This window comes from Edaphocola flava (assembly GCF_004118155.1).
GTDB lineage: Bacteria > Bacteroidota > Bacteroidia > Chitinophagales > Chitinophagaceae > Edaphocola > Edaphocola flava.
Window position 1 is genome coordinate 1 of the sequence record NZ_SAIQ01000006.1, and the last position, 26342, is coordinate 26342.

24 protein-coding genes, 1 rRNA gene and 1 pseudogene are annotated in these 26342 nt (G+C 44.4%); 16 read left to right on the plus strand and 10 right to left on the minus strand.

From position 1 onward, the window contains the following. The 3 genes from rrf to EMP01_RS15210 form a co-directional block, all read left to right on the plus strand. Positions 1 to 93: ribosomal RNA gene (gene rrf / locus EMP01_RS15200) — 5S ribosomal RNA — on the plus strand; the annotation flags it as partial. A gap of 370 nt (positions 94 to 463) precedes the next feature. Further along, a complete protein-coding gene (locus EMP01_RS15205; protein WP_129022422.1) occupies positions 464 to 2104 on the plus strand; it encodes a T9SS type A sorting domain-containing protein in 1641 nt (546 codons plus the stop codon). Positions 2105 to 2292: 188 nt separating this feature from the next. Then, positions 2293 to 3156, plus strand: coding sequence for a cupin-like domain-containing protein (locus EMP01_RS15210; RefSeq protein WP_129022423.1), 864 nt, complete (start codon positions 2293 to 2295; stop codon positions 3154 to 3156). Between the two features lie 65 nt (positions 3157 to 3221). Here EMP01_RS15210 and EMP01_RS15215 read toward each other — a convergent pair whose 3' ends face one another. The 9 genes from EMP01_RS15215 to EMP01_RS15255 all read right to left on the minus strand — a co-directional run bounded on the left by EMP01_RS15215 (position 3222) and on the right by EMP01_RS15255 (position 11800). Next, the gene (locus tag EMP01_RS15215; protein WP_129022424.1) at positions 3222 to 4076 is read right to left on the minus strand and encodes a T9SS type A sorting domain-containing protein; all 855 of its coding nucleotides are present in this window, start codon (positions 4074 to 4076) and stop codon (positions 3222 to 3224) included. Between the two features lie 129 nt (positions 4077 to 4205). Beyond that, the gene (locus EMP01_RS15220; protein WP_129022425.1) at positions 4206 to 5822 is read right to left on the minus strand and encodes a hypothetical protein; all 1617 of its coding nucleotides are present in this window, start codon (positions 5820 to 5822) and stop codon (positions 4206 to 4208) included. A 103-nt stretch (positions 5823 to 5925) separates the two neighbouring features. After that, positions 5926 to 7239 (minus strand): T9SS type A sorting domain-containing protein, encoded by a 1314-nt coding sequence (locus EMP01_RS15225; RefSeq protein ID WP_161971351.1) that lies wholly within the window; start codon positions 7237 to 7239, stop codon positions 5926 to 5928. 164 nt (positions 7240 to 7403) lie between these two features. Beyond that, the gene (locus tag EMP01_RS15230) at positions 7404 to 8117 is read right to left on the minus strand and encodes an RluA family pseudouridine synthase (RefSeq protein ID WP_129022427.1); all 714 of its coding nucleotides are present in this window, start codon (positions 8115 to 8117) and stop codon (positions 7404 to 7406) included. Positions 8118 to 8134: 17 nt separating this feature from the next. Continuing rightward, positions 8135 to 8566 carry an rRNA maturation RNase YbeY gene (gene ybeY, locus EMP01_RS15235; RefSeq protein WP_129022428.1) on the minus strand — a complete coding sequence of 144 codons (432 nt, stop codon included), beginning with the start codon at positions 8564 to 8566 and terminating at the stop codon, positions 8135 to 8137. A gap of 8 nt (positions 8567 to 8574) precedes the next feature. Next, positions 8575 to 8805 (minus strand): hypothetical protein, encoded by a 231-nt coding sequence (locus EMP01_RS15240; protein WP_129022429.1) that lies wholly within the window; start codon positions 8803 to 8805, stop codon positions 8575 to 8577. 92 nt (positions 8806 to 8897) lie between these two features. Further along, complete coding sequence (gene tsf, locus EMP01_RS15245) at positions 8898 to 9737, minus strand: translation elongation factor Ts (RefSeq protein WP_129022430.1); 840 nt, start codon at positions 9735 to 9737, stop codon at positions 8898 to 8900. Between the two features lie 138 nt (positions 9738 to 9875). Then, entirely contained in the window at positions 9876 to 11057 is a 1182-nt protein-coding gene (locus tag EMP01_RS15250) for an aspartate aminotransferase family protein (RefSeq protein WP_129022431.1), read from the minus strand. Between the two features lie 8 nt (positions 11058 to 11065). Continuing rightward, positions 11066 to 11800: a nucleotidyltransferase family protein gene (locus EMP01_RS15255; protein WP_129022432.1), complete on the minus strand. Its 735-nt coding sequence runs from the start codon at positions 11798 to 11800 to the stop codon at positions 11066 to 11068. Between the two features lie 175 nt (positions 11801 to 11975). Between EMP01_RS15255 and EMP01_RS15260 the strand changes: the two genes are divergently transcribed. From EMP01_RS15260 to EMP01_RS15270, 3 genes are read left to right on the plus strand one after another with little or no spacing between them, the layout of a single operon-like run. Next, positions 11976 to 12677, plus strand: a complete 702-nt coding sequence (locus EMP01_RS15260) for a rhomboid family intramembrane serine protease (RefSeq protein WP_129022433.1) — start codon at positions 11976 to 11978, stop codon at positions 12675 to 12677. 31 nt (positions 12678 to 12708) lie between these two features. After that, positions 12709 to 13575, plus strand: coding sequence for a rhomboid family intramembrane serine protease (locus EMP01_RS15265; protein ID WP_129022434.1), 867 nt, complete (start codon positions 12709 to 12711; stop codon positions 13573 to 13575). A gap of 6 nt (positions 13576 to 13581) precedes the next feature. Next, complete coding sequence (locus EMP01_RS15270) at positions 13582 to 14772, plus strand: endonuclease/exonuclease/phosphatase family protein (RefSeq protein WP_129022435.1); 1191 nt, start codon at positions 13582 to 13584, stop codon at positions 14770 to 14772. On the opposite strand, the gene EMP01_RS15275 is transcribed toward EMP01_RS15270, so the two are convergent. Next, positions 14769 to 15341, minus strand: coding sequence for a thymidine kinase (locus tag EMP01_RS15275; protein WP_129022436.1), 573 nt, complete (start codon positions 15339 to 15341; stop codon positions 14769 to 14771). The genes EMP01_RS15270 and EMP01_RS15275 overlap by 4 nt on opposite strands. 168 nt (positions 15342 to 15509) lie before the next feature. Between EMP01_RS15275 and EMP01_RS15280 the strand changes: the two genes are divergently transcribed. The 10 genes and pseudogenes from EMP01_RS15280 to EMP01_RS15565 form a co-directional block, all read left to right on the plus strand. Next, a complete protein-coding gene (locus EMP01_RS15280; protein ID WP_129022437.1) occupies positions 15510 to 16127 on the plus strand; it encodes a polysaccharide deacetylase family protein in 618 nt (205 codons plus the stop codon). Between the two features lie 124 nt (positions 16128 to 16251). Then, a complete protein-coding gene (locus EMP01_RS15285) occupies positions 16252 to 16836 on the plus strand; it encodes an RNA polymerase sigma-70 factor (protein WP_129022438.1) in 585 nt (194 codons plus the stop codon). Beyond that, positions 16833 to 17783: a FecR domain-containing protein gene (locus tag EMP01_RS15290; RefSeq protein ID WP_129022439.1), complete on the plus strand. Its 951-nt coding sequence runs from the start codon at positions 16833 to 16835 to the stop codon at positions 17781 to 17783. Before EMP01_RS15285 ends, EMP01_RS15290 begins: the two co-directional genes overlap by 4 nt. A 67-nt stretch (positions 17784 to 17850) precedes the next feature. Continuing rightward, the gene (locus EMP01_RS15295) at positions 17851 to 19749 is read left to right on the plus strand and encodes an STN and carboxypeptidase regulatory-like domain-containing protein (protein WP_129022440.1); all 1899 of its coding nucleotides are present in this window, start codon (positions 17851 to 17853) and stop codon (positions 19747 to 19749) included. Positions 19750 to 19815: 66 nt separating this feature from the next. Beyond that, positions 19816 to 20943 (plus strand): hypothetical protein, encoded by a 1128-nt coding sequence (locus EMP01_RS15300; protein WP_129022441.1) that lies wholly within the window; start codon positions 19816 to 19818, stop codon positions 20941 to 20943. 62 nt (positions 20944 to 21005) lie between these two features. Continuing rightward, positions 21006 to 21731 (plus strand): head GIN domain-containing protein, encoded by a 726-nt coding sequence (locus tag EMP01_RS15305; protein WP_129022442.1) that lies wholly within the window; start codon positions 21006 to 21008, stop codon positions 21729 to 21731. Positions 21732 to 21851: 120 nt separating this feature from the next. After that, positions 21852 to 22649, plus strand: coding sequence for an SDR family NAD(P)-dependent oxidoreductase (locus EMP01_RS15310; protein ID WP_129022443.1), 798 nt, complete (start codon positions 21852 to 21854; stop codon positions 22647 to 22649). Between the two features lie 10 nt (positions 22650 to 22659). Continuing rightward, positions 22660 to 23649, plus strand: coding sequence for an NAD-dependent epimerase/dehydratase family protein (locus EMP01_RS15315; protein ID WP_129022444.1), 990 nt, complete (start codon positions 22660 to 22662; stop codon positions 23647 to 23649). Between the two features lie 111 nt (positions 23650 to 23760). Next, entirely contained in the window at positions 23761 to 24519 is a 759-nt protein-coding gene (locus tag EMP01_RS15320) for a TatD family hydrolase (protein ID WP_129022445.1), read from the plus strand. Positions 24520 to 24632: 113 nt separating this feature from the next. Further along, positions 24633 to 26342: pseudogene (locus tag EMP01_RS15565) on the plus strand (gliding motility-associated C-terminal domain-containing protein); the annotation flags it as partial.

Consider the following 26342-nt stretch of genomic DNA (forward strand, 5'->3'; position numbering starts at 1 on the left):
TGGTGTTCACCTCTTCCCATTCCGAACAGAGTAGTTAAGCCCATCATGGCCGATGATACTGGTGTATTCCGGGAAAGTAGGTAGCTGCCATATTTATTTTAAGACACCCTTCATAACTGAAGGGTGTCTCTTTTTTATGTATATACTCAAGACAAGACTACCACAACAGGTAATATAATACAAGCAATACCATACAAATAAATAGCCCATACACAAAAGCGCCCTGAAAACAGGGCGCTTTTGATTTTATATAATATTTGTCTAATGATAAATGTACCTATTGAAGGTGCTTTTATAAGTTGAATAATTAATTGTTTCCTTAATATAAATTATTTTAGAATAAATCTCTTAACTCTTGACTTTGTGAATAATGTGTTATACATTTGATTGTGCTATATGAAGAGTGGCATTTTAATTTCATTGTAATTTAGTTTTTAATCCCTAAACATTTAATTATTCCTTTATGAACAAAAAATTACTGCTATCCGCTCTTCTGCTGGGAAGCTTTGCTACGGCAATTCCTGGTTTAGCCCAAAACGCTTCTGTTGTACCAGAAGCTCCATTACCCAACTATACCTTCGGTGGCGGTACTTCCGGACCAGTTGTGCGCCCTCAGAATGCCAGTGCCAGCACTATGCAGGATATTATAGGGCCTTCCGGTGCTACGGAAAACCTCTATATCCATAGTTGGGATGTATATTCTTCTGCACAGTACAATGGTATTGCCTGGAGACGTACCGATGCAAGTGGTAGCCTGATTAATGAAGACTATATTCCGATTAAATATGCAGATGATATTGATGCGGTAATTTTCGAAGATGGTGGTGCCTATTTCGTGCTGGCTGCTTATTATTATAATGATGGCTTTGGTACCAAAGGACACTATTATGATATTTATAAATGGGATGTTACAGGCTTGGTTCCGGTTTCTATTATGAATCTGCTTTCAACTTCTCCTAATTTCGGAAGAATCAATGTTGATGCCACAGTATACGGTCTGGCAATCATCTGGTGCGAACCTTTAGTTGGTATCAGTACCACTGTAAGCTTCTTCCCGGGTGTATCGTTCGGTCCTAATGTACTGTTACCTGGCACGGATGACAAAATAGATCCGGATGTATGTATCCGTCGTGGTGGCGGTGGTAGTAATACCGGCCTGGACCTGCAAATGACATTCCTGAACAACACACAGAATGTTTTGTATGAATATCGTTTACCATTCTTCAATGCCCTTTCCGGTTCTGCTGCAGGATTTACTTATGAGTATGGCACCGGCACTGTGGGTACCAATAAGTATAGCCCTCCGCGCATCGATTGTCCGGATATCTGGAATACGCAAAGATGGGCGGTATCTATCGGGATCAATAATGTTACCGGTACAACCAATACAGAGTGGATCTATGCAATGGTAAAGAATGACGACTGGAGTCCGACACCTTCTCTGGTGAACCTTAGTTATGTTTCTTACACCAGCACTACTTATCCAGAATACTGTAATCCGGTTCTGGCTTATAACGATGCCAACGATCAGATCTTTGTAGGCTGGATCACACGCCAGAGCACTGCTCTTATCCCAAGTACATATGATGTTAAATATGTAGCGAGCGATATCAAAGACAATGGAGGCGCAGCACCGGCATTTATTCCGGGATCTTTTAATATGATCTCCAATACGGTGGCGAGTCATGAACCTGTACTGGCTTTCTCTGGTCAGGACAGAAATAGTGGTTTCGATGGCCTGTATACCGCTTTCTCTCAATATGCTACCGTATTCCCTTCAGATTATAGTATGATGTCTAAAACCAGAAAATGGACCTTAAGTACCTTTAAAGGTCTTGCCGATCTTAAAACAGATAAGGTTATTATGTCTGTTACTCCTAATCCGTTTGCAGGCAACCTGAACTTCCAGGCTCCTGGCGATGGAAAATATAAAGTAAGCCTGTTCAGCATAGATGGCAGAGAGGTTTATAGCAATACTGCAACATTAACCCAGGGACAAGCATTCCAGTTCAGCACAGAAGAATTGGCTTCCGGTACTTATATCGTAAAAGTACTGTCTCCTGAAAATGGCGTTAATTACACGCAGAAAATGGTTAAAAAATAAGCTGTTTATAAATAGTTTGTTGTCCGGAAGCTGCCCTGTTACAGGGGCAGCTTCTTTTTTATTTTCGCCGCGAATGCAGGTTCTAATGCATTGTTAATTAACGCTATCATGCCATATCTATTTATTGTATTATTGTTTTTGTGATACATTCTTTTTTTATATTTGTTATGAATCTAACCCGCCTTTATATGAATCTAACTGAAATTGAAAGAGTTAAAGATATCAGTCATGAAGACTTTCAAAAAAAGTACCTTAAGGCCAACAAACCGGTTATCCTCGAAAACAGGGCACATGAATGGAATGCCTATACAAACTGGAGCTGGGACTTGTTTAAATCGCTGGTAGGGCAGGTAGATGTACCGATCTATAACAATACCCGGGCTGGAGCCAAAGTGCCGGTAAATGGCGGAGATGGCTTTATGAAGTTTGGCGATTACCTGGATGAGATCCGGAAAGGGCCTTCGGAGTTACGGCTATTCCTTTTCAATATTTTCAAACATGCCCCGCAACTGAAAAACGATTTCACCTGGCCGGAAGACCTGATGGGCGGTTTTCTCAAGTTTTTTCCAGTATTATTTGTAGGCGGTGCCGGATCTATTGCGCATATGCACTATGATCTGGACCTTGCTAATATTTTTCACACACAATTTATAGGTCGTAAGCAGATATTGCTTTTCCCTTTCGAAGAAAGCAGGAAACTCTATAAAATGCCCCTTACGGTAGAGAGTGCCGCCAGTTTTGTACACTGGCATACAAAAGGTTTTGATACGGAAAAGTTTCCGAAGCTGAATGAAGTGAACGGCTATCGAAGTGTATTGCAGCATGGCGATACCTTATTCATGCCCAGCAAATACTGGCATCATATGGAATATCTTGATAGTGGCTTTGCCATGAGCTTAAGAGCACTGCCCGTTACCCTATCTGGTAAGCTGAACAGCGTTTACCACCTGAGTCTGATGCGGGGTCTGAATAACCTGCTGATCAAAACAGCGCCGGAATGGTGGTATCAGAAAAAGAGAGCCATGGCCTATGAAACGGCACAAAAAGCATAAAAGGGGAGATTCCACACGGAATCTCCCCTTTTACTCATAAATAGTTTAAGCAATAATGTATCTCATCAGTATTTGACAAATGATTGTACCGTATAGGTTTTGTCCGTATAAAGTTGGAGGTAATAATTTCCTTGCGGCAGTGTAGTCAGGGATATGTTTCGATTGAATGCCTGCTGCAAGTGTACCTTACCTGTTACATCTGTTATTTGTATCCACTGAAAAGACACCGGACTTTCTATATGTAGCTGGTCGCGTACCGGATTGGGGTATAGGCTTACCGGAACGCGTGCTATAGTACGGATTGCTGTGGGCTCATGGTTAATAAACTGTAATTCGTCGATCAGCAGCTGTGTCTCTGGGTGAGGATCTGCAATACTGTTATTGAAGGTAATACCGGCGTAACGCGGCGTATCATTACTAAAATAAGTGATGGCTAAACAGACACGCATATAATCGGGATGTACCTGCCACACCGTTCCGCTGGCGGTACCTATCTCCATCATGTTTTCATCGCAGATAGACACCGAACATAAACCGGTATCCTGGTTGTTTTGTTTGTACTTATAGTAAAAAACAAAGGAATCAGGCCGCTCTGTAATCGGGAAGAAATAATTAAAGGTGGTAAAGGGTAGAGAATCGGTATTAGACATTGCTCCCCCCATAATGCCTGTTTGCTGGGTATAATTATAAGCATTACGGAGTGAAAGGCAATAGTTGCCAGACTTGCCTTCCGGGTAGCGTTCCATCAGCGGACCGGTATATTCTATAGAATCGCCGACGGTAAAACACTGTAATAAGGGATTCCAGTAGGAGAGACTACCGTCCGAATTGGCCTGCTCAAAGCTGGCATTAGGGATCTGGCTGTGTACTGCAAAAAAGCTGTAGCACCAGCATAACAGGGTCATAGTGTACTTTTTCATGATATATACTTTTGTGGGTTATTGATTTACCAAAAGTAAGCCCATTATGTCCCGATCGGAAGAAAACAAGGTATACATCAGGTTTACATAAGCCTGAAATGATGTGTACTTGAGGTTGCAATGTCTTAATTACAGCGATTGTATAAAGCCGGCCAGGTTATCTTCTGTCTTTAAGCCCAGCTTTTTGCGTAACCGGTACCGGGCCATTTTAACACTGTCCGGCGATATATTCAGGATGTTGGCCATTTCTTTAATGGACAGATTCATTTTGATCAGGGTACAGATCTTCAGTTCGTTTTGACTGATTTCGGGATATTTTTCTTTAAGTTTCTGCTGGAAGTTCTTGTTTACACTTTCAAAGGTCATATTAAACTCCTCCCATTCCTGGTCCTGTGTAATGCCTTTATGCAGCAGCTTGTCAATATGCTGGCTACTCAACCGGGGCTCCTGTGCAACAGTATCTTTCAGTTCATTGATCAGTTCATTGCGCATACTGATCTGCAGCGCCATGGCACTCAACTGGCTTTCTTTAAAATCAATTTCATTCTGCAGCAATGCCTGCTCCTGGGCCTGTTGCCGCAATTGCAGCTCATGATTCTGTTGCTGTAGTGAGAATAGGGCTTTTTGCTGTTGCTGGTTTTTGCGCTGATAGCGGAATATGATGAACATTAATACTCCGGAGCATACAATAGCGCCAATGAGGATGTAGTTTAACTGCCGGGCGCTCTGGCTGGCCTTTTTTTCCTGTATAAGTGCATGTTGATGGGCCTCAATATCATATTGCACTTCCAGGTTCTGGGCCAGCTGCTCTTTTTCCCAATCTGCCCCGACCTGTTGTATAGAATCAATACGGGTCATTACAGCAATGGCATCACGGTAACGCCCCTCTTGCATCAGCAAATCTTTTTGGGTACCCAGTGCTGCAATGCTAAACTGGAGATCGCTTAACTGTCGGGCGATGCTTATCGCATCTTGTACATATTGATAGGCTGAATCATATTTCCCGGCGGCCTGCCACCATTTAGCCAGGGCTATACGGCCAGACACTTCTGCCTGCCTGTTATGCAGCTGCTGCGCATAATTGAGGGCTTCGTGATAGTAATCAAAACTTTTCTGGACGTGGCCTGCTCTCTGAGCGATATCACCTGCCTTAATCAGTGAGCCGGGCAGATAAACAAGATCCTTCCGCTCCTGCCGTTCTTTAAGGGCAAGATTGTAATAATAGTCCGCAGAATCTGTCTTGCCTAAATGGCTGAATATATTACCGAGCAAGTGGAAAATAATGCCCTGTGTTCCGGTAGTATCCTGTGTGTAGTCATATGTCCCTAAGGCATCGTAACAAAGGGCCAGGGCTTCCTGGTGCTGACCACTTCTCGCCTTTATGGTAGCCAGCAGGGTGCGGGCCCGGCCAGTGCCCAATGCCGCGATCTCCGGAGCCGAAGACCGAAGCTGCTGATAATGATCCAGTGCTTTATGTGCATACTTTAGTCCATTGCTTTTACTGGAGCCGTAACTGGCAAAGCCCATGTAAAGCAATGCTTCGGCCTGCCCGGCCTCCTGCCCCTGCTTTGTGTAGAGTGTATAGGCAGTATCAAAATAGCGTAAAGCCGTAGTATCATTATCCTGAATCAGTGCCTGCCATCCTGCTTGCAAAAACTGGCGTGCATCCTGTGCCCTCGCAGCTATACCGGTGCAAAGGCAGCAGTATAAAAGCAGTAAAAGGCTAATTGGACGATGTATATACATAACAGATTTTAGTACAAGATAGGAAGAATCCGGACTATTTATATACAAAAAAAGGCCCTTCCGAAACAGAAGGACCTTTGAACATATACAATTGGGGGATATCTTATTGTACGATCAGTTTTTGGGTATTGCGTATACCTTCACCCTGAATATTGACCATATACATACCAGCGCTGAAGTTGCCGGTACGGATTGGGAACTGCTGGAATCCGCTCTGGATATTTTTTTGCTCCTGGTAAACGATTCTACCATTGATATCAGCAACAGTGATCATCACATTGCTTACTGCTTTTTTAGCATCGATGATCAGGTGCGTGTAACCACCCTGAGCAGGGTTTGGAGCTAAAGCTACAGTGCTTAATGCTGCATTTACATTTTTTACAGCAGTAGAGGTATCCACGAAGGTGTATACTTTACGTTTTTTCAGTGCTACCAGACCAGGTTGTGTTGCTGCAGAACCAGAATTGTGTGCCGTAAAGGCCATTTGCCATACATCACCGTTATTCACTTTTACAAAGTAGCTCAGAGAGTCAGTCATCGTAACACCACTTTGACCTGAAGCTTTCCAATCACGACCGATAGAGTTGTTCAGCGTATCGTAAGCATAAGCGCTGTAGTTCAGATTGTCAAATTGATCAGTAGTATCCACTTTCGCTACTTTCAGTTTTTCGTTGTTGATAACACCGAACACTTTGTATTGCGTATTGGAGAACACTACATTTTCATCATTATAGTTAGAGAATACAAAATCCCATGCAGTAGCAGCAGGTTCTCTGTCTAAGAATGCATCTGTTGTGATATTGTAGTAAGCGAAATACTTACCGGCATATGGGCTTGCAGATACATTGAATGTTTTAGTAACCGGGCTTGTACCGTTGATTTTAGCAACTTTGAATACATAAACAGGAGCGCTGCTCGCTGGAGTAGTTTCTTTTCTGCTGATAAATACCTGGAAGCTGTCTGCACCGGTGATCAGACCAAAGATCGCACGACCTGACAACCAGTGAGTAGACATATCATATGTCGACCAACCATAAGTAGCTGCTGCAGTCTGGTTGAAAGCACCCATTTCCCATGTAGTATTGGAGTTGTACAGAGGCATAGGATGTGCAGTAACTGAATCTGCTAATTTTGCAGTCAGGTCAGTGCCGAATAAAGTTGTATCCGTAGCGATAACATATAATTTTACACCTTTATCTGCACTATTTGCGATAATGCTAGGGCTGAATCTGCTTGTAGAGAAACCAATATGCCAGTTATCAGCAGCTGCAGTACCTGCGCTACCGTTTTCCAGGCTATAATAAACATTTTTCAGATAGCCAGCCTCTGTAGAAATGGTATCGTGAATCCAGGTTTGCGCTGTTGCTGCAGGAGCAATTGCTAATGCCGCTAAGGCCAATGTGTATTTAAGTTTCATATTTAAAAAGTTTCCGCAAAAATATACACGAAGCTTCATAATTGATTGATAATGTGTTTATTATGACATAAAAATGACATCTTATTTTACTTTTTTGTGACAAAAAAGTCCGGCACCTACCAGTGCCGGACCAATTGTAATTTTATCGTCAGATTTTTAAAGATTTAGCTCCATTTGTCCAATTGCTTTACGCTTGCAGACAGGTCTTTAGGGAGTGGGGCCTCAATATTCACCGGCTTGCCGTCTATACCTTCAAAACGTAATTGTGATGCATGTAAAGCCAGGCGATTCAGGATCGGTTTTTCCTCACCCAGAGGATCTGCATTTTTGAAATTCTTTTTTAAAGAAGAAATGTATAATCCTTTTCCATTACTATAGATCGGATCGGCTACGACCGGGTGCCCGATATATTGCATATGTACACGAATCTGGTGTGTGCGGCCGGTATGAATACGGATGCGCAGCAAGGTATATCCCTGCCATTCCTTTATCGTCTCATAATCAGTATGCGCCTGTTTGCCTCTCTTGTGTACAATCATAGTACCCCTTTTAGCCATATTTTCGCTAATAGGCATTTCTATGCTGCCAGAAGGTGTAATCATTCTTCCATTAACCAGAGCAGTATAGTATTTTTCTACACTACGGCTTTCAAAAAGTTGCGAGAGGTATTTGTGACTTTCTTCGTTTTTGGCAAAACAGATAATACCGCTGGTATCCTTATCCAGTCGGTGTACCGGTATGATGGTCTCATACTTCGCCTGTGCCATACGATACAGGTTTGGTATTTCCGCATTAAAGCGGTCGGGGATACTCAGCAGACCGCTGGGTTTATTAAACGCAATCAGCTGATCGTCTTCGTAAATTATTTCCAGTTTCATTGTTTACATTAATAGCTTTAAGCACCGAAGTAGCCTTTCAGGCAAAGATCTTCCTGACGGCGCATTTCCTTTTCTTCTTCCGGTTTTTTGTCTTTGAACCCGCATAAGTGCAGGATACCGTGAAAAAGTACACGATGCAATTCAGTATTATAGGATACACCGAACTGCTGTGCATTATCGGCAACACGGTCTACACTGATGTATATTTCCGAATTCAGTTCGGTCTCACTTTCAGACAGGTCGAAAGTGATAATATCGGTCAGGGTATCGTGATTGAGGAATGCAATATTTTTCTCCAGCAAACCTTCGTCTGTGCAGAAAATGTAGTTGATTTCCACTTTTTTTACATCCAGATGCTCATCTATGACCTGACGGATGTAAGTATTAAGTGCTCTCTTTCCGGACAGGCGTGCTTTTACGCCTTCTTCTTCAAAATATCGGATAGCCATTACAGAGATTAGTTACTTTTTGAAAATATAACACGGTACAGCCGGAACAGACCATAAATAACAAATACGGCGGCGAGCACATACACAAAAGTTAATCCGAGGCTGATGTATCCTTGTTTTTCTGCCCATACCATAACTGCGGCCACCAGGATATATAAGATGCCCATTACGGTATCTCTTACTTTCTTAAGATTACCTACAGGGTTTTTACGGGGAGTACGTGGGGTAAACTGACTCATTTGTATGATTAAATGTTGTGCAAAAGTACGCAAATAAAAATCCCGATTGGACACCAACCGGGATTTTTAAATATGATGTTCAGGAAAACAGATTATCCTAAAGCTACACGGTAGAAAGAAGTAACTACCAGACCAGCTTCAACATTGTTCAGATATTGAGCGATAGTAACGCCGTTATCTTTTACGAATGGTTGGTTAACCAGAGTGTTTTCTTTGAAGAATTTATTCATTTTACCAGCAGCAATTTTCTCTGCCATATCAGCTGGTTTACCTTCAGCAACGATTTGCTCGATAGCTAAAGCTTTCTCACGCTCGATAACCTCAGGAGCGATAGAGTTTTCGTCCAGACCCAGTGGGTTCATCGCAGCAATTTGCATAGCTACATCGCGACCAGCAGCAACCAGAGCATCAGATTTTGCTTTGTTTAAGCCAACCAGTACACCGATACGGAAGTTACCGTGGATGTAAGGAACAACACATTCGCCAGCGATTTGCTCGTAACGAACTACATCGATTTTTTCACCGATTTTAGCTACCATTTCCAGTAATTTATCTGCAACAGTAGCGTTACCCATAGACAGTGCTTTTAAAGCATCAACATCAGCAGGTTTATTTTCTAAAGCAATTGCAGCGATCTCGTTAGAGAAATCGATGAATTCCTGGTTTTTAGATACGAAATCAGTCTCAGCAGAAACTTGTAATACGATACCGTAAGTACCTTCAGAATTTGCCACAGCAATAGCTACACCTTCTTTAGCATCACGATCGCTACGGTTAGCAGCTACTTTTTGACCTTTTAAACGTAAGTAGTCGATTGCTTTTTCGAAATCGCCACCGCTTTCGGTCAGCGCTTTGCGACAATCCATCATACCCGCGCCAGTAGCCTGGCGTAATTTGTTTACATCAGCAGCAGAAATGCTTACAGTGCTCATTGTGTTAATTTTATTAAGATGATTAATATTTGTATTTTCCCTAATGTTTATACATAGGGAGGGCAAAATTACAAATTATTTTTTGTAATACCAATTAGAACCCGAACCCTATACTATATTTAGCAAAAGCTTAATCTCTTACAGCTTATCCAATACCCTGATCAGACGGGCACAGGCCTCTGTAATTTCCTCCATAGTGATGGTCAGTGGCGGTACAATACGGATGCTGTCAGAGGCAAAAAGGAACCAATCGGTAAATAAGCCTTCCTCCAGGCAACCCTTGATCACCTGCTGCACTTCATCAAATCCGGAGAAACGTACGGCCATCATCAGGCCGCGACTGTTTATATTTATTATACGTGGGTGCTTCAATAGTTTCAGGAACAAAGCTTCCTTGTCCCGCACACCTGTAACCATATGCTCCTCCAGTAAGGCTTCCATAGCAGCTTTACCCGCGGCACAGCTTACCGGATGACCACCGAAGGTCGTGATATGGCCCAGTACCGGGTTATGGCTCAGGCATTTCATAATCTCATTACTGCTGATAAAAGCACCCAGGGGCATGCCGCCACCTAATGCCTTACCCAATAAGAGCACATCTGGAACGATGCCATACTGCTCAAAGCCCCATAGTGTGCCACAGCGCCCGAAGCCAACCTGAATCTCATCCAGGATCAGCAGTGTACCGGTTTCTGTACATCTGTTACGCAGGGCATGCATCCATGCTGCCGAGGGAGCCAGTACACCACCTTCGGCCTGTACCGTTTCCAGTATAATGCAGGCGGTTTGCTCCGTAATCTGGTCCAGGCTCTCAAAATTATTATGATGTACGTGCTTTATCTGTGGCAATAAAGGACGGTATGCATTGCGGAAGTACTCATCGCCCAGCAAGCTGAGCGCACCTTGTGTCGAACCATGATAACTGTAGTGACAGGCAATGATCTCGTTGCGTCCGGTATACCGTTTGGCCAGTTTCATCGCACCCTCTACCGCTTCAGCACCGGAATTGGTAAAATATACGCAGTCTAAACTGGCAGGCAGGTGCTGCGACAGCAAGTGCGCATACTGTACCTGCGGAGATTGGATCACCTCACCGTACACCATGACATGTAAGTATTGGTCGGCCTGGTCTTTAATCGCCTGTACCACTTTAGGGTGGCGATGCCCAACATTACACACACTGATGCCCCCGATCAGGTCGATATAGGCCTTGCCGGTATCGTCATATAAATATACCCCTTCAGCCTTTGTAATGGGCAGAGCCATTGGTTCGGGTGAGGTAGGGGCTACATGTTGCTGAAATAACTGTCTCTGGTTCATCTGTAAAACTAATTTTTAAATAATACGGCAGCCTGCTCCAGGCTTTCCGGTTTGCCCACGTCCAGCAGCAGATCGCCGGTATGGTCCCAGGCCATAATAGATTCTGTACAGCATAAAGACAGGTACACATCTATCAGGGAGAATTTGCCATGCTGGCTGATCTTATGTAAAAAAGCCTGTTGTACAATCTGTATACCACTGAAAGCATATTCTTCATATGAGGGGCTCATAGCAGGGCAGGGCAGTTTCTCCTCTTCGGTCTGCACATTGCGCCAGCCGCATAATCTTCTGCGCTCCTGCTCTTCTCTGAACAGAAGGTAACGGGAAGAATTGCGTTTTTGTACCGCCAGAGTAGCCATAGCCTGTGAATCCTCATGATGCGACAGCATCTTAGCCAGGTCTATATTAGACAAAATATCTACATTCAGGATCAGGATGTTCTTCTCTTCCAGGAAAAAGGGGATTGCTTTTTTAAGGCCGCCACCGGTTTCGAGCACCACATCCGTCTCATCAGAAATCTCAAAACGGCTGCCAAACCCCTCATTGGCTTTGAGGGTATGAACGATCTGATCGGCAAAGTGATGCACATTAACCACAATATCATAAATACCAAAACGCTGCAGATTGCGGATATTATGTTCCAGCAGGGTCTTGCCATTTACCGGTGCCAGCGCTTTTGGGTGATTGTCCGTAAAAGGTTTCAGGCGGGTACCCAGACCCGCGGATAAGATAAGTGCTTTCATAAGATATTGCTGTAGATTGGTTTCACGATCTCAGAACCAGGCAAATTTAGTATAAAATAACCGATGCCGGCCAATTATCCGCAGGCTTTAAAGAAGCGCTTTTCTGACTTATTTAACACTTGCAATAAACAGGATTTTATTGCGTAATTTTGGGCGGTTACATACTTAATTATATATGCAGCAAATAAGACCTTCGGGCAGCTTTCAGATCCTTCCACCTGTTATTAAAAACCTGATCATTATTAATGTTCTGGTTTTCCTGGCAAAAATAGGCCTGGAAAACTTCGGTGTAGATCTTGATTATTATTTAGGACTATTCTATTGGAAATCTCCTTACTTCCGTTTCTGGCAGCCCATTACCCACCTGTTCATGCATGGTAGTTTTACCCATTTGCTCTTTAATATGTTTGCCCTCTGGATGATGGGCAATACTGTAGAAACGTATTTGGGTGCGAAGAAATTCATGATTTTATACCTTATCAGTGGTTTAGGTGCCGCCTTCTGCCAGCTGATGGTATACCATTTCCAGTTAGCCGAATTGGTAGAAATGATGAAGCTCTATCCTCAGGAATATGCAGAGTTTTATTACCATCCTAACTTCCCGTTGAATACTCCTATGGTAGGCGCTTCAGGAGCCGTGTTCGGTGTCTTGTTTGCCTTCGGATATATGTTCCCCAATGCCATGATCTACCTGTATTTTGCCATCCCGATCCGGGCCAAGTACTTTGTGGCTATATATGCTGCCATAGAGCTCTTCTCCGGCATCAGAAATTCGGTAGGCGATAATGTGGCACACTTTGCCCATCTTGGAGGTATGGTCTTTGCCTTCTTCCTCCTGGCATATTGGAAAAAGACCGGAAAATTGTATTTACGATAAAATATCCCAATCTTAGCAGATAATAAGTATTATGAATTACACAAACAGTAGTAGAAAAACAGTATTGTCGGACTACGAACATAATCCGCTGATCCGCCTGGTATTTGCCTGCGGAGCCGGATATATATTATTACACCTGGCCAAAATCGTCATTTTTATGTGGGGGCAGGTACCGGTACTGGAAAGTACCCGCTTTTTCTACGATAAGATCCTGATCCACTTTGCCCTGCAACCAATGGAAGGAATGCTGCAGCGGCCATGGACCATTTTAACCTACATGTTTACCGGTCTGGGATTCTTCAAGCTATTCACCAGTATGGTATGGCTGGTTGTATTTGGAAATGTATTACAGCAGCTGATCGGAAAGAGTGAGGTTGTTCCCTTGTTTATCGTTACCAATATAATTGGTGGTATAGCCTTTGTCGTGCTGCAACAGTATCTCCCGCTTGCCGGTTATGATAAGATGTTTGTAGGTGCCGATGCGGCCATTCTGGGTATGGCATTAGGTGGCATTACCCTGGCGCCAAAATACCAGGTATACTTTACCCGTAGTCTGGCGGTACCTTTATGGGGATTGGTACTGATTTATATTATTCTGAATATTGTAGTGCTGTATGGTAATCATAATTACCCGCTGATTGGATTAATGATTGCCGGTGCGCTGAGTGGTGCAGCCTATGTAATGCTGGTTAAATCCGGTATGAAACTGGGCGAATGGACCAACCGTACCTGGGCCCGTATGATGGGTGGCTTTCACCCTAAAAAGAAAGGTGTACTGGAAGATAAAGAAGAGATCCGTTATGATCTGGACAGCATCCTGGACAAGATCAACGAGCGCGGCATCCGCTCTCTGACCAAAGGAGAAAGAGAATTTTTACAACATCATAATGATCAATAAACACTATTGGCCAGGTATCAGCAAATATTCATAAAGATTGCGGCATTCTTCCGCGGTACAGCACTCCTGTTTAATATAGGCGTGTTTGTATGGTTATGCCTTTGTCTGTATGCCGGGTACAAGAATGTGGCCAATAATCCTTCTTACATCAGCTTTGTCAGTTTTACCAATGTATTTGCAGTAGGGCTGAATGTGTTTTTCGCCCTATTCTGGTTGTTTACCCGCAAGCGCTATCTGGCAATGATCTCTCTTTCCGGTCTGCTGATCTGCATGCCCGTTACCCGTTCTGCTTTTGGTTATAACCTGGTAGGATCTAATGTGACCGACAGTGAAAATGTAGAGCTTAAGGTCATGACCTGGAATGTACACCTGTTTGACCTGGGCGAGTGGACCAAGAATAAAGAATCCAAAAATAAAATTGTAGACCTGATCAAGCAGCAGGATCCTGATATCCTCTGCCTGCAGGAGTTCTATTTCGATAACGATAATCCCAACGAGCCGTATACAGAAATGCTGCGCCAGCTTGGCTATACGTATTATGAATTTTCCAAAGAGGAAGATCTGCTGAAACGGTCGATTAATATCGGTGCCAAGCCGGAAGATATTATCCAGGCCGGCCATGCCGTATTCTCTAAACTGCCGCTGAAAAATAAAGTACGATACAGCCTGGATAGTGCCAACTATTATAATATGCTGGGCGTAGATGTGCAGCTGAATGAACATACCACTGCCCGCTTAAATGTAGTACACCTCCATTCTGTAACCTTTAGTGATAAGGAAGTGAAATTTGCCGAAAACAGGGCAGATAAGCTTTCTGCAAAAATGGAAGATAAGACCAAAGGATTACTGAAGAAACTAATGCTGGCATCCTCCAAACGAGCAGTACAGGCACAGATCATTGACTCTATCCTGGACAAGTCGGTTTACCCCAACATTGTCTGCGGCGATTTTAATGATATGCCGGGCTCTTATGTATACCAGGAAGTAAAGGGCGGGCTTAAAGACGCTTTTGTATCCAAAGGGCTGGGGCTGGGCCGTACCTATCGAAAAATATTCCCCACTTTAAGGATCGATTACATACTGTATAATCCCGATCTGCTGATATGCAAAGGGTATATTAGTCCTGATGTTAGCCTTTCTGATCATAATCCCGTAATTGCTACTTTCTCAGTGAAAGAGAAAGGCGCTAAAGATTAAACCTGCTGTCCCTCGTAAAAGCAGCTGCGGCATCTTGGTTCATAAGATTCCGTTTCCCCCAGCATCACTTTTTGTGTCTGATCCGTTTTGCGGTAAGAGAAATTAGCAATGTTTCCGCAACGCACGCAGATCGCATGCAGTTTGGTAATATAATCAGCTGTAGCCAGTATCTGCGGCATAGGGCCGAAAGGCTTTCCTGAAAAATCCATGTCCAGCCCGGCGATAATCACACGGACACCACTGCGAGCCAGTGTTTCTGCAACCTCAACAATGCCCTCATCAAAAAACTGGGCTTCATCAATACCCACCACTTCCACCTCATCGGCCAGCAGCAAGATATTCTGCGAGGCGCTTACCGGTGTGGAGTGGATGCGGCTGGCGTCATGCGATACCACATCATGCTCATCATAACGGGTATCAACAGCCGGCTTGAAAATTTCTACCCGCATATTGGCAATCTGTGCCCGTTTCAACCTGCGGATCAGCTCCTCGGTCTTGCCGGAAAACATAGAGCCGCACACCACTTCTATCCATCCGGTTTTGTGGGCATTAAAGGGTTCAATAAACATAGTCGGGTAGCAAATTAATGAAGAGCGCAAAAGTAATTATTTCTGTATAAATAATAGGTTTGATATTAGTTAAGGAGCAGCTTGATACATGTTAAAAATATTATTGATTGGTTATTGTCATATTTATAATGCTCAAAGAAGAGATTTGTATTTACTTTTGCAGCTGTTATGTTCCTCAAGAAAATTCCTAAATGGCTTCAGAAGCTTTATTCCGGTTACGTATGGGAGATCCCTCCAAAGGAGAAACCTACCGTATACCTGACTTTTGATGATGGGCCACATCCCCGGATTACCCCCTGGGTACTGGATCTCCTGGAGCAATACAGTGCAAAAGCAACCTTCTTCTGTATCGGGAAGAATGTTATAGAATACCCTGAAGTATATGCCGATATTCTGGCCCGCGGGCACAGGGTAGGCAACCATTCCCATAACCACCTTCGTGGTACTGCATACAAGGCAAAGCCTTATGTAGAAAATATCAACCGCGCCAAGCAGTATATCGATTCCGACCTTTATCGTCCTCCCTACGGACGCATCAAATCTTCTCAAAGCAAAATCCTGAAAGATATTGGGTATAAGATCGTGATGTGGACTGTCATTCCGGGAGACTGGGACAAAGAAATCAGCCCGGAAGACTGCCTCGAAAATGTAGTCTTCAATATAGCACCTGGCAATATCGTGGTATTGCATGATAGTGAAAAAGCCTGGGAACGAATGAGTTACGTGCTGCCTAAACTACTCGAGTATTGCAGGAAACAAGGCTGGGCCGTAGAAGTTATCTCCTGATAGACCCACATATGGGGTCCTTTTCAAAAAAAATCAGCAAACACATAGGGGTAGAAGGCAAGTATCTTGTCTTTATTGTACATTCACCATTGATTGTAATCGATTGATCACTATATAGCTGTACATGACCAATACTTTACCCTTACACTGGAACACAGAAGCAGGCTTCGAAGCGCTGTTCAGGGCTTTGTATGCTCCTTTGTACCGTTATGCATCCGGCTTGCTCGCAGATGAAATGCAGGCAGAGGAAGCGGTGCAGGATGTATTTCTGCGCCTATGGCAGCAAAAGGATCAGGTGTCTATAGAGACCAATGTCCAGGCATACCTCTATCGGGCTGTACATAACCAGTCTATGAACATCCTAAACCATGAAAAAGTGAAAGAAAAATACCAGCAGTATGCCCGGCATAGCAGCCCTCAGTATGCTGATGGTCCGGCACAGGGAATGTATGCCAAAGAGTTGCAGGAGCAGATTGGCAAGGCTATGGAAAAGATCCCGGAGAAATGCCGTACCGTATTTCACCTCAGCCGGCAGGAAGAGCTGAGCTATAAGGAAATTGCTGCAAAGCTGGGATTGTCCATCAAGACAGTAGAAAACCAGGTGGCTAAGGCACTAAAGATCCTGCGCACAGAACTGAAAGATTATCTGCCCATGCTGGCGGTAATGGTGACCATATTCAAATTATTTTTTAAAAACGGGGATTTATGATGGACGATTTACTCATAAAATATATTGTGGGCGAAGCCAGTGTAGCGGAACGGAATGAGGTGGAGGACTGGATCGGATCGGATCCTGCCAACCGTCAGGCTTATGAGCGACTGCATACCATCTGGCAACACAGTAAAACACCAGATGTTGCAACAGCACCGGATGTTGATGCTGCCTGGAAGCGATTTGCGGCCAGAAGAGTAGAAGAGACTGCATACCATGCACCAATGACCATCCGTAAAAACAATAGCTGGAAGCGATTTGCAGCCACAGCTGCTGTACTCCTGATCGTTTTTTCCGGAGCGCTGTGGTACTTCAACAGTGGTACCGAATACCGTACCAAAGCCCTTGCAGAGGTGCTTACCTTGCCGGACCAGTCAACCATTACGCTGAACAAAAATTCCAGATTGTCCTATGCACGCAGTTTTAACCGTAAAGATCGTGTTGTAACATTAGAGGGAGAAGGCTTCTTTGATGTCGCTAAAAATCCGAAGAAACCCTTTATTATTCATGTCAAGGATATTGACGTAAGAGTAGTAGGTACCTCCTTCAATATCCGCTCTACAAACGATTTGACAGAAGTGGCCGTGGAAAGTGGTATTGTAAAAGTAATGGGTAAGGGACAGACCTATACTTTAAGGGTCGGAGATAAAGTTACCTTTAAGAAAGGGGTACCGCAGGCAGCGGTAGAGCAGATTCAAAACCAGCTATACCAGTATTACCGGACCAATATGTTTGTATGTGAAGGTACACCGCTACCGGAACTCATACAGGGACTGAGTGATGCTTACGGGGTAGCGATAGACATACAGAACCCGCTCCTGGAACAACAACACCTGACCAGTAAGTATCCACGGACCGATTCAATAGAACCTATACTACAAAAAGTCGCCCTTACGCTGAATGCCCGCCTCATCAGGCAAGCCAAAGGCTATATTCTTAAATAATAATAACCGGAGCAGGACAAATAGGTGCTGCTCCGGTTATGCTTAACTTTACGTTCGAATCCTGAATATGATAATACCTGTACACAAAAAATATTTTTATAAAAAAGTAATTTGTTTTCTCGCTTTCTTTTTCCTGTGCTGTACCGCTACTGCACAGGATTTACTGCAATTAAAACTTACGGTGGATGCAGACAAACGCCCATTGAAAGAAGTGCTGAACCAGATGGAGACAAAGGGCAAGTTTTTCTTCTCTTATAACAGCGATATCATTTCGGACAAAAAAATAGTAACCGTTCATGCACAGGAACAACCGGTAGAGCAGATACTGGAAAACCTGCTGGGCACCGCCTATCGCTACCAGGTAATGGACAATCATATTATCATCAGGAGTGCCATTGGCCAGGGCATTATTGTATCAGGAAGATTAATAGAAGCCGAAACCGGCCATCCTATTGAATTTGCTTCGGTGTACGAAAAATCAGTGTTGTCCGGAACCATGACCGATGCCAATGGCAACTTTAAGCTGCACATCAGGCAACCATTGAATAATTATGAACTCGTCATCAGTAAACTGTCTTATGAAGATACGGTGATACAGGTGCAGAAAAGCTTTGCTCCACAGCAGCCGATCGCGTTGCGCAAGTCGGTATACATGCTCGATAGCGTAGATGTGGTAGGCATACAGAATCACTGGCTGGCCCGCCGCCTGCTGAGTACCAAATCAAAAGTAAACAGCATTAACCTCAATAAATTCTTTGCCAGACAACCTTTCCAGTTTAGTGTATTGCCAGGTATCAGTTCCAAAAACCGGCTGGGTAGCCAGACGATCAATAAATTTTCATTCAACCTGCTGGGCGGATACTCTGCAGGTGTAAGAGGCTTTGAGTATGGAACGGTATTCAATATCGTACAGAAAGATATGCAATATGTGCAGCTTAGCGGCCTGTTCAATATGGTTGGCGGTAGTATGGAAGGCGTGCAGGTAGGTGGTGTATATAATTATGTGCGCAATGATGTGGATGGTGTGCAGACCAGTGCTGTATTTAATTCGGCCAATGGCAGTGTACATGGTGTACAGGTCAGCGGGGTATATAACCGGTCCATGCAGCTGCATGGCGTACAGGCCTCTGCCGTGTTTAACTGGAATAAAGAAGAGGTAAACGGCGCGCAGATAACGGGTATCATCAACAAAGCCCATAATACAGAAGGTATACAGGCTTCAGGCTTTATGAACTGGAATGAGACCTCAATGGAAGGGCTGCAGTTTGCCGGAGTGCTGAACAAAAATAATGAGTTGAACGGAGTACAATTTACCGGTGGGGTCAATTACACACAGGAGCAGACCAAAGGGGTACAGATCGCCGGTATGGCCAACATGACCCGTAAAATTATGGATGGGGTACAGATTGCAGGCCTCCTGAATTATGCAAAGACCGTTAATGGTACACAGATCGGCCTGGTGAACATTGCTGATACTACAACAGGCTTAAGTATTGGCCTCATCAATATTATTCTTAAAGGAAAACATAGCATTGATATCAATACCACAGAATGGCAACCATATAGTATAGCCTATAAATCCGGGTCTGACCGCTTATACAATATCTTCCAGGCAGGAGGTAATCTGCGCCCGGATCATAAGATGCTCAGTATCGGTTATGGTATTGGGAATACATTGCCACTGGGCCGCAAACATGCGCTGGTACAGGAAATAAGTGTAAACACCATTTATGCCGGCAACTGGAACGAGCAGAATATGCTTTCACGCTATCAGCTCATGTACCAGTACCAGCTGCATAAGAACCTGCGTGTATATACAGGACCTGCATTTTCAGTATTATACTACGAAAGCACCAATGTATATGAAGGCTTTGCTACGCCGTATAAAACAGCATATCCTTCTTTTGCTGTAGTCAGTCATGTCAATTGCTGGCTGGGCTGGACCCTTGGCATTTCCATTTTTTAAAATATTTTTTTCGAACGCATAGGGGTTGAAGATGAGGTTCTTGTCTTATTATAAAAGACAAAAAACATGCTTACAAACTTTAAATCTCTACTGTTCCAATCCCTGGTTGCCGGCTTAACGGGCATCACTTTACTGAATCCTGTTGCCGTGCAGGCGCAAGAGCATCAGCGTGCACACTTCGGATTAGTATATCCGATCAGTACTAATGGTATTCGTGCGGCACAGATCAGTAATACCGTTTCCTTACACGTATTGGCCGGTGTAAGTGCCGGAGAAGATGGTGCTGCCATTTCAGGATTGGCTACTATTATCAAAGGATCACAACGTGGTGTGGTGATCAGTGGCTTATGTACCCTGATCAGTGGAGATGCATCCGGAGTACAGATCTCTGGTTTAGTGAATACTGCAGGATCGGGTAACGGAGCACAAGTAGCCGGACTGGTCAATACTGCTCGTAGCCAGGATGGTGTGCAGGTCGCAGGGCTGACGAATATAGCTTCGGTTAATGCAACGGCACAGATCGCAGGTCTGGTCAATACAGCACAGACGGCAACCGTACAGATTGCGGGCATCAGCAACCTGAGTGCAAAAAGCAGTAATGTACAGATCGCAGGACTGGTCAATACCAGTGCGAACAGTAACGGGCAAATAGCCGGTCTGGTCAATATTGCCGGTAAAGTTAAAGGAGTACAGATTGCCGGACTGGTCAATATCGCAGCAGAAAGCGATTGTCCTATCGGTATCCTCAACCTGATTAAAAACGGAGAAAAACAATTGGGCGTTACTGTAGATGAAGCCGGAAATGCAGTACTGGCTTTACGTACAGGTGGTAAGCGTACCTATGGTATCCTGGGTGCGGGTATGAATATGCGTATGCCCGATGCACCATATACAATGGAAGCGGGTCTGGGCTTACATGTGCCGCTGAGCAAAGCACTGCGCCTCAACTTTGAGGTGAGCAATACTGCCAACACAAATTTCAAAGAAATCTCTTACTATAAATCCTCTTTCAGAGCCTTGCTGGGCCTGCAATTGGGCCGTGTAGAACTGGTAGCCGGACCTACATTTAACTATGTCAATTATATCTCCGGACAGGAAAGTTATACCAGCCACAGCCTTTGGGATTTTTACGGTAAGGAGTCTACCAACAGCCTGTTCATCGGCGGATTCGCCGGAGTACATATCCGTATATAATTTTTTACTACTTCAATACATACTCAACTACTATTTATCTCAATCTTAAAAACAAAATCATAATGAAAAAGATCAGTTCATTAATTGCTATAGTATTCGTTATTGCCGGCATCGCCAGCCTGAGCTCCTGCCGCAAAATTATCGGTGAAGGTCCTGTACTTACAGAAGAGCGCACCGTTGCCAATTTTACAGAAGTAGAGACCAGCATTCCCGGTGCAGTATATCTTGCAGAAGGTACAGTGCAGCAGGTAAGAATAGAATCACAGCAGAACATCATTGATGTGGTAGAGACAAAAGTAGAAGACGGCGTATTGAAACTGAAACTGCGCAACAATACCATCCTCGCCAATAACAGTAACCTGAAAGTTTACATCAGCATACCTAAATTCCGTGCCATCAGCCTGATGGGTTCCGGTAATGTAAGTGCAGAAAGTGGGCTGAATAGTTATGAACTGGATCTTAAACTGACTGGCTCCGGTAATATAGATATAGATCGCCTGTACGGCAGTAATCTGTACAGTCAGCTGACCGGCAGCGGAAATATCCGCATCGGTGCCGGTACGGTTGAAAACCAGACTGTACGTATTACGGGCAGCGGCGATTATGATGCCAGAAATATGAACAGCAATTATGCCGATGTAACCATTACCGGATCGGGAAATGCTACGGTAAAAGCCAATAATAGCCTGAAAGCAAGAATCTCCGGTAGCGGAAATGTGTACTACTATGGTAATCCGGTTACGGATGTGAGTATTACCGGTTCCGGCAATGTAAAACATCAGAATTAGTATGAAGATGGAATAAGGTGTACACCAAAACGAGAGGGCAGCCTGCAGGTAAATGATCTTCGCTGACAAGGCCTGCAGGTTTGCCTTTTACAATTTTTATTCACTTTAAAACATCAAGTAATGACCAGAGAACAGTTTGTGCTGATTACCGGCGCCGGTAAAGGCCTGGGCAAAGCGTTTGCCACACAATGCGCCCGCATGGGTTATAACCTCATCTTACTGGCACTACCCGGAGAGAATACCGAAGCCCTTGCCCGGCACATTATGTATGAATACAAAGTCCTGGTGCATACCTACGAACTGGATATGACAGACGAGGTATTGCTGGAACAGACTATGGAGGATATAAACAGCCGTTACCAGGTATTCTTCCTGATCAATAATGCCGGTATCGGAGGCACCGCATCTATTACCCGTGCGGCTTTCCGCGACCTGGACCGCATAATTAACCTCAATGTAAAAGCTACAGTAAAGGTCACCACCATGCTCTTGCCTAACCTGTTGCAGGCAGAAAAAAGTTATATCCTCAACATCGCCAGTATGGCGGCGCTCTCACCGATTGCCTATAAGACCGTTTACCCAGCATCCAAAGCATTTATAGCCTCCTTTTCTCTCGGGCTCAGAGAAGAACTGAAAGGGCAGGGAGTATCAGTAAGTATTGTATACCCCGGCCCGATCATGACCAACTGTAATGTGTCCGGACGTATACTGGCACAGGGTTACATCGCCCGGATGGGACTAATCAACACTGATGCTATAGCCCGTACTGCCATCGAAAAAACATTATTGGGCAAAGCCCGTATCGTACCAGGCATCTGGAACAGGATCTCTTCTACATTATTACAGTGGCTCCCTGCCGGTACCGCATTACGCCTCATCTCTACTTCCGTAAAGAAGGAACTGCAATTCACCTCCTAAATTTTTAATCATGGATCAAACAGTATTAATTACCGGCGCCTCAGGGTTGCTGGGGGCTAATCTTGTGCGCTATATGCACGCATTGGGTTATCAGATCAGGGTACTGGTCAGACCCGGTGCAGATCTGTCTGTACTGGCCGATATACCTATGGATATCCGTTATGGTTATATCGATCGTAAAGCCTCTGTAGAAGAAGCCATACAAGGTTGCCGTTATGTGGTGCATGCAGCTTCGCTCACTACACAATGGGGCACGGCATACGAGGCTTACCAGACGATCAATATCACTGCAACCCAATATATTGCAGAAGCCTGTATGGCATATGGAGTGGATCGGATGATCTACATCGGTACGGCCAACACACTGGCACCAGGCTCAAAATCCGCACCAGGCACGGAGTTAAACGCTTTTGGTTTGCACCATATCAATTCTGGTTATATCAACAGTAAATATGTGGCCCTGCAATATATACAGGAGCAGGTACAGCAAAAAGGCCTGCCGGCGGTTATTATCAGCCCCACGTTTATGATCGGTGCATACGATATTAAGCCCAGTTCCGGGCAGCTCATCCTGCATGGACTGAGCCGCAGCTGGATGGCTTATCCTTCCGGGGGCAAGAATTTTGTACATGTTACAGATGTATGTAAGGGCATTGTACAGGCGCTGGATCGCGGAGCAATAGGGGAGCATTACCTGCTGGCAGGTCATAACCTAACCTACAAAGAATTTTTCCGTACCGTAGATGCCGCTTCGGGAATGGTGAGAAGAAAATTACGCATTCCCGGTACCTTACTGAGAGGACTGGGCCGTGCCGGTTCCCTGCTGGAGCGGGTTATACGCCGCCCGGTAAAATTGAACTATGCCGGAGCATATATGTTATCGCTGGATAATTACTATTCAGGGGCCAAAGCTGCACGGGAATTAGACATACAGTACCAGGATATAGATACTGCCGTAGCAGATGCCCTGCAATGGTTCAGACAGCAGCGTTATTGTTAACCGGGTTTATAGCCCTATAAAGTCTATCGAAATTATGTTAATAGCAATTTTTGTAATTTTGCGTGCGCTGCTGGCCAAGTATGGTATTAACCGCAGCAAATCCAGACCAATATGATTGATACGCACGCACACTTGTATGACGAACAGTTTTCAGCAGATATAGCAGAGATCATCTCCCGTGCCCGGGCAAACGGGGTAGAGAAGGTATATCTGCCTAACTGCGACAGTACTACGATTCCGGCTATGATGGCATTGACAGAACAGTACCCCGGTTATTGTATCCCCATGATCGGTATCCATCCCTGTTATGTAAAGGAGTCGTATGAAGCAGAATTGAAGATCATGCAGGAATGGCTGGATAAAGCATCTTTTGCTGCGATCGGTGAGATCGGACTGGACTATTACTGGGACCAGACCTTTGTTGCAGCGCAGAAAGATGCTTTTCATCGTCAGATCGATTGGGCACTGGAGCGTGCGCTGCCTATCGTAATCCATAGCCGCAATGCCACTCAGGACTGTATCGATATAGTCCGTGAAAAACAGAATGGTCAGCTGAAAGGAATATTTCATTGCTTCGGCGACGACCTTAATGCCGCAGAACAGATCATTGATCTGGGTTTTAAGCTGGGCATTGGTGGTGTGGTGACTTTTAAAAACAGTACCTTACCCGAAGTCTTACGTGCAGTTGACCTGGAGCACCTGGTGCTCGAGACCGATGCTCCTTATCTGGCACCGGTTCCATACCGGGGCAAGCGCAATGAAAGCAGTTATATTCCCCTGATCGCTCAGAAAATAGCCGATATTAAAGAAGTACCATTGAGTGTGGTGGCTGAGCGTACCACTAAAACTGCAGAGGCTTTATTCTCTTAATATAATCATATTGTTAACAATCATGTATACTTGAGTCAAATTAATATGTAGTTAATCTGACACAGATACTTTTGCTCGGTTTTATCATAAGGATTTTCCTTTATTGATTTATTATGAGCAAGAAGTTTACATTGATTGGCGCCCTATGGGTGCTCATTTTCGCGTCTTTGTCTGCATACAAAGTGCAGGCGCAGACATGTCCCCGTATATTAAGTATTTATGTAGATGCCTGTACCCCCAGCGATGAGGGATACAATGAACTATTTACCTTCCAGGTAGGTACGACAGCTATCAGCAACTATAATAATATAGACATCACCTGGGCAACAACAAATAATCCCTTTAACGGCTTTATTAAAAATACAACCACCGCGAGCAAGGTGACAGCGTTTAATAATGCGATCATCAATGCAAATGGTTGTGGTCGCCTGATTGAACCCACCGGAACTTCTTTACCTGCCAATGCAAAGGTTGTTGTCTTTACCAGCCAGAATGTAGATCCCAACTATATTTCATTCGGAGCCCTGGCAGAGGATATGTATGTGCTCTTCCACAATAATCCATCTAATACCAATGGTTATTTTGCCAATAATGGATCCTCCGCCATGCGTTACCTTACTCTGGAGACAGCCAGTCCATCCTGTTCCACAACTGTTGGATATAACAGGGCCAATCTGGCAAGTGCAGATGGTGCCAGTGTAAGCTTTAATGCCAGCGGTACACCTACATACCTTAATAATGGCTGTGTCGCACCGGTTAATACCAGTCCGGGCGCGATGGCAGATATTACTGTCGCATCAGGATCAGTCAGTACGGCGACTTTATGCCGCAATACAGCGATGACTGCCATTGTTTTCAATGTGACTAACGCAACCGGAGCAACAGCAACAAACCTTCCACCCGGTGTAAGCGGGACTTATAATAGTACGACGAATCAATTTACGCTGAGTGGTATCCCGACTACAGCCGGGTTATATAACTATAAGGTCAAGACCACGGGCGGCTGCGGCGTAGATTCTGTTATGGCTACATTGGCCGTTATTAATCCGGTCACACCGATTTTTACGCAAGTACCTGCAATCTGTGCTGGTGCTACCTTAGCGGCATTACCAACGCAATCGAATAATGGTATTAGTGGAACATGGTCGCCTGCAATCAACAATACCGCAACGACTACATATACATTCACTCCAGCAGCAGGTCAATGCGCGGTTAGTACTACAATGACCATCACGGTTAATCCGGTTATCGATCCTGTATTTACCCAAGTCCCTGCAATCTGTGCTGGTGCTCCTTTGTCGGCTTTGCCAACACAATCAAATAATGGGATCAGCGGAACCTGGTCTCCAGCCTTGAATAATACAGCTACGACGACTTATACTTTTACGCCGAATGCAAATCAATGTGCAGGCAGCACTACAATGACCATCACGGTTAATCCGGTTATCGATCCTGTATTTACGCAAGTCCCTGCAATTTGTTCTGGTACTAACTTAGCAGCTTTGCCAACACAATCGAATAATGGTATTATAGGTAGTTGGTATCCTGCCTTGAACAATACGACTACAACCACATATACATTTACACCTGATCAGAATCAATGTGCGGGCAGTACCACAATGACCATCACGGTTAATCCTGTTGTTGATCCTGTATTTACCCAAGTGCCTGCCATCTGTTCTGGCGCTGCTTTAGCGGCTTTACCAACGCAATCAAATAATGGGATCACCGGAACCTGGTCTCCTGCCTTGAACAATACGGCTACTACGACCTATACGTTTACGCCTAATCAGAATCAGTGTGCCGGCAGTGCCACAATGACG

Bases quoted from the DNA above. Each gene is read 5' to 3' on its own strand.
- EMP01_RS15250 (WP_129022431.1), bottom strand. From the start codon at position 11,057: ATGAACCAGAGACAGTTATTTCAGCAACATGTAGCCCCTACCTCACCC.
- EMP01_RS15285 (WP_129022438.1), top strand. From the start codon at position 16,252: ATGACCAATACTTTACCCTTACACTGGAACACAGAAGCAGGCTTCGAA.
- EMP01_RS15215 (WP_129022424.1), bottom strand. From the start codon at position 4,076: ATGAAAAAGTACACTATGACCCTGTTATGCTGGTGCTACAGCTTTTTT.
- EMP01_RS15260 (WP_129022433.1), top strand. From the start codon at position 11,976: ATGCAGCAAATAAGACCTTCGGGCAGCTTTCAGATCCTTCCACCTGTT.
- EMP01_RS15240 (WP_129022429.1), bottom strand. From the start codon at position 8,805: ATGAGTCAGTTTACCCCACGTACTCCCCGTAAAAACCCTGTAGGTAAT.
- EMP01_RS15320 (WP_129022445.1), top strand. From the start codon at position 23,761: ATGATTGATACGCACGCACACTTGTATGACGAACAGTTTTCAGCAGAT.
- EMP01_RS15310 (WP_129022443.1), top strand. From the start codon at position 21,852: ATGACCAGAGAACAGTTTGTGCTGATTACCGGCGCCGGTAAAGGCCTG.
- EMP01_RS15290 (WP_129022439.1), top strand. From the start codon at position 16,833: ATGATGGACGATTTACTCATAAAATATATTGTGGGCGAAGCCAGTGTA.
- EMP01_RS15225 (WP_161971351.1), bottom strand. From the start codon at position 7,239: ATGAAACTTAAATACACATTGGCCTTAGCGGCATTAGCAATTGCTCCT.
- EMP01_RS15300 (WP_129022441.1), top strand. From the start codon at position 19,816: ATGCTTACAAACTTTAAATCTCTACTGTTCCAATCCCTGGTTGCCGGC.
- EMP01_RS15280 (WP_129022437.1), top strand. From the start codon at position 15,510: ATGTTCCTCAAGAAAATTCCTAAATGGCTTCAGAAGCTTTATTCCGGT.
- ybeY (WP_129022428.1), bottom strand. From the start codon at position 8,566: ATGGCTATCCGATATTTTGAAGAAGAAGGCGTAAAAGCACGCCTGTCC.
- EMP01_RS15230 (WP_129022427.1), bottom strand. From the start codon at position 8,117: ATGAAACTGGAAATAATTTACGAAGACGATCAGCTGATTGCGTTTAAT.
- EMP01_RS15205 (WP_129022422.1), top strand. From the start codon at position 464: ATGAACAAAAAATTACTGCTATCCGCTCTTCTGCTGGGAAGCTTTGCT.
- EMP01_RS15255 (WP_129022432.1), bottom strand. From the start codon at position 11,800: ATGAAAGCACTTATCTTATCCGCGGGTCTGGGTACCCGCCTGAAACCT.
- tsf (WP_129022430.1), bottom strand. From the start codon at position 9,737: ATGAGCACTGTAAGCATTTCTGCTGCTGATGTAAACAAATTACGCCAG.
- EMP01_RS15265 (WP_129022434.1), top strand. From the start codon at position 12,709: ATGAATTACACAAACAGTAGTAGAAAAACAGTATTGTCGGACTACGAA.
- EMP01_RS15315 (WP_129022444.1), top strand. From the start codon at position 22,660: ATGGATCAAACAGTATTAATTACCGGCGCCTCAGGGTTGCTGGGGGCT.
- EMP01_RS15220 (WP_129022425.1), bottom strand. From the start codon at position 5,822: ATGTATATACATCGTCCAATTAGCCTTTTACTGCTTTTATACTGCTGC.
- EMP01_RS15275 (WP_129022436.1), bottom strand. From the start codon at position 15,341: ATGTTTATTGAACCCTTTAATGCCCACAAAACCGGATGGATAGAAGTG.
- EMP01_RS15305 (WP_129022442.1), top strand. From the start codon at position 21,006: ATGAAAAAGATCAGTTCATTAATTGCTATAGTATTCGTTATTGCCGGC.
- EMP01_RS15295 (WP_129022440.1), top strand. From the start codon at position 17,851: ATGATAATACCTGTACACAAAAAATATTTTTATAAAAAAGTAATTTGT.
- EMP01_RS15210 (WP_129022423.1), top strand. From the start codon at position 2,293: ATGAATCTAACTGAAATTGAAAGAGTTAAAGATATCAGTCATGAAGAC.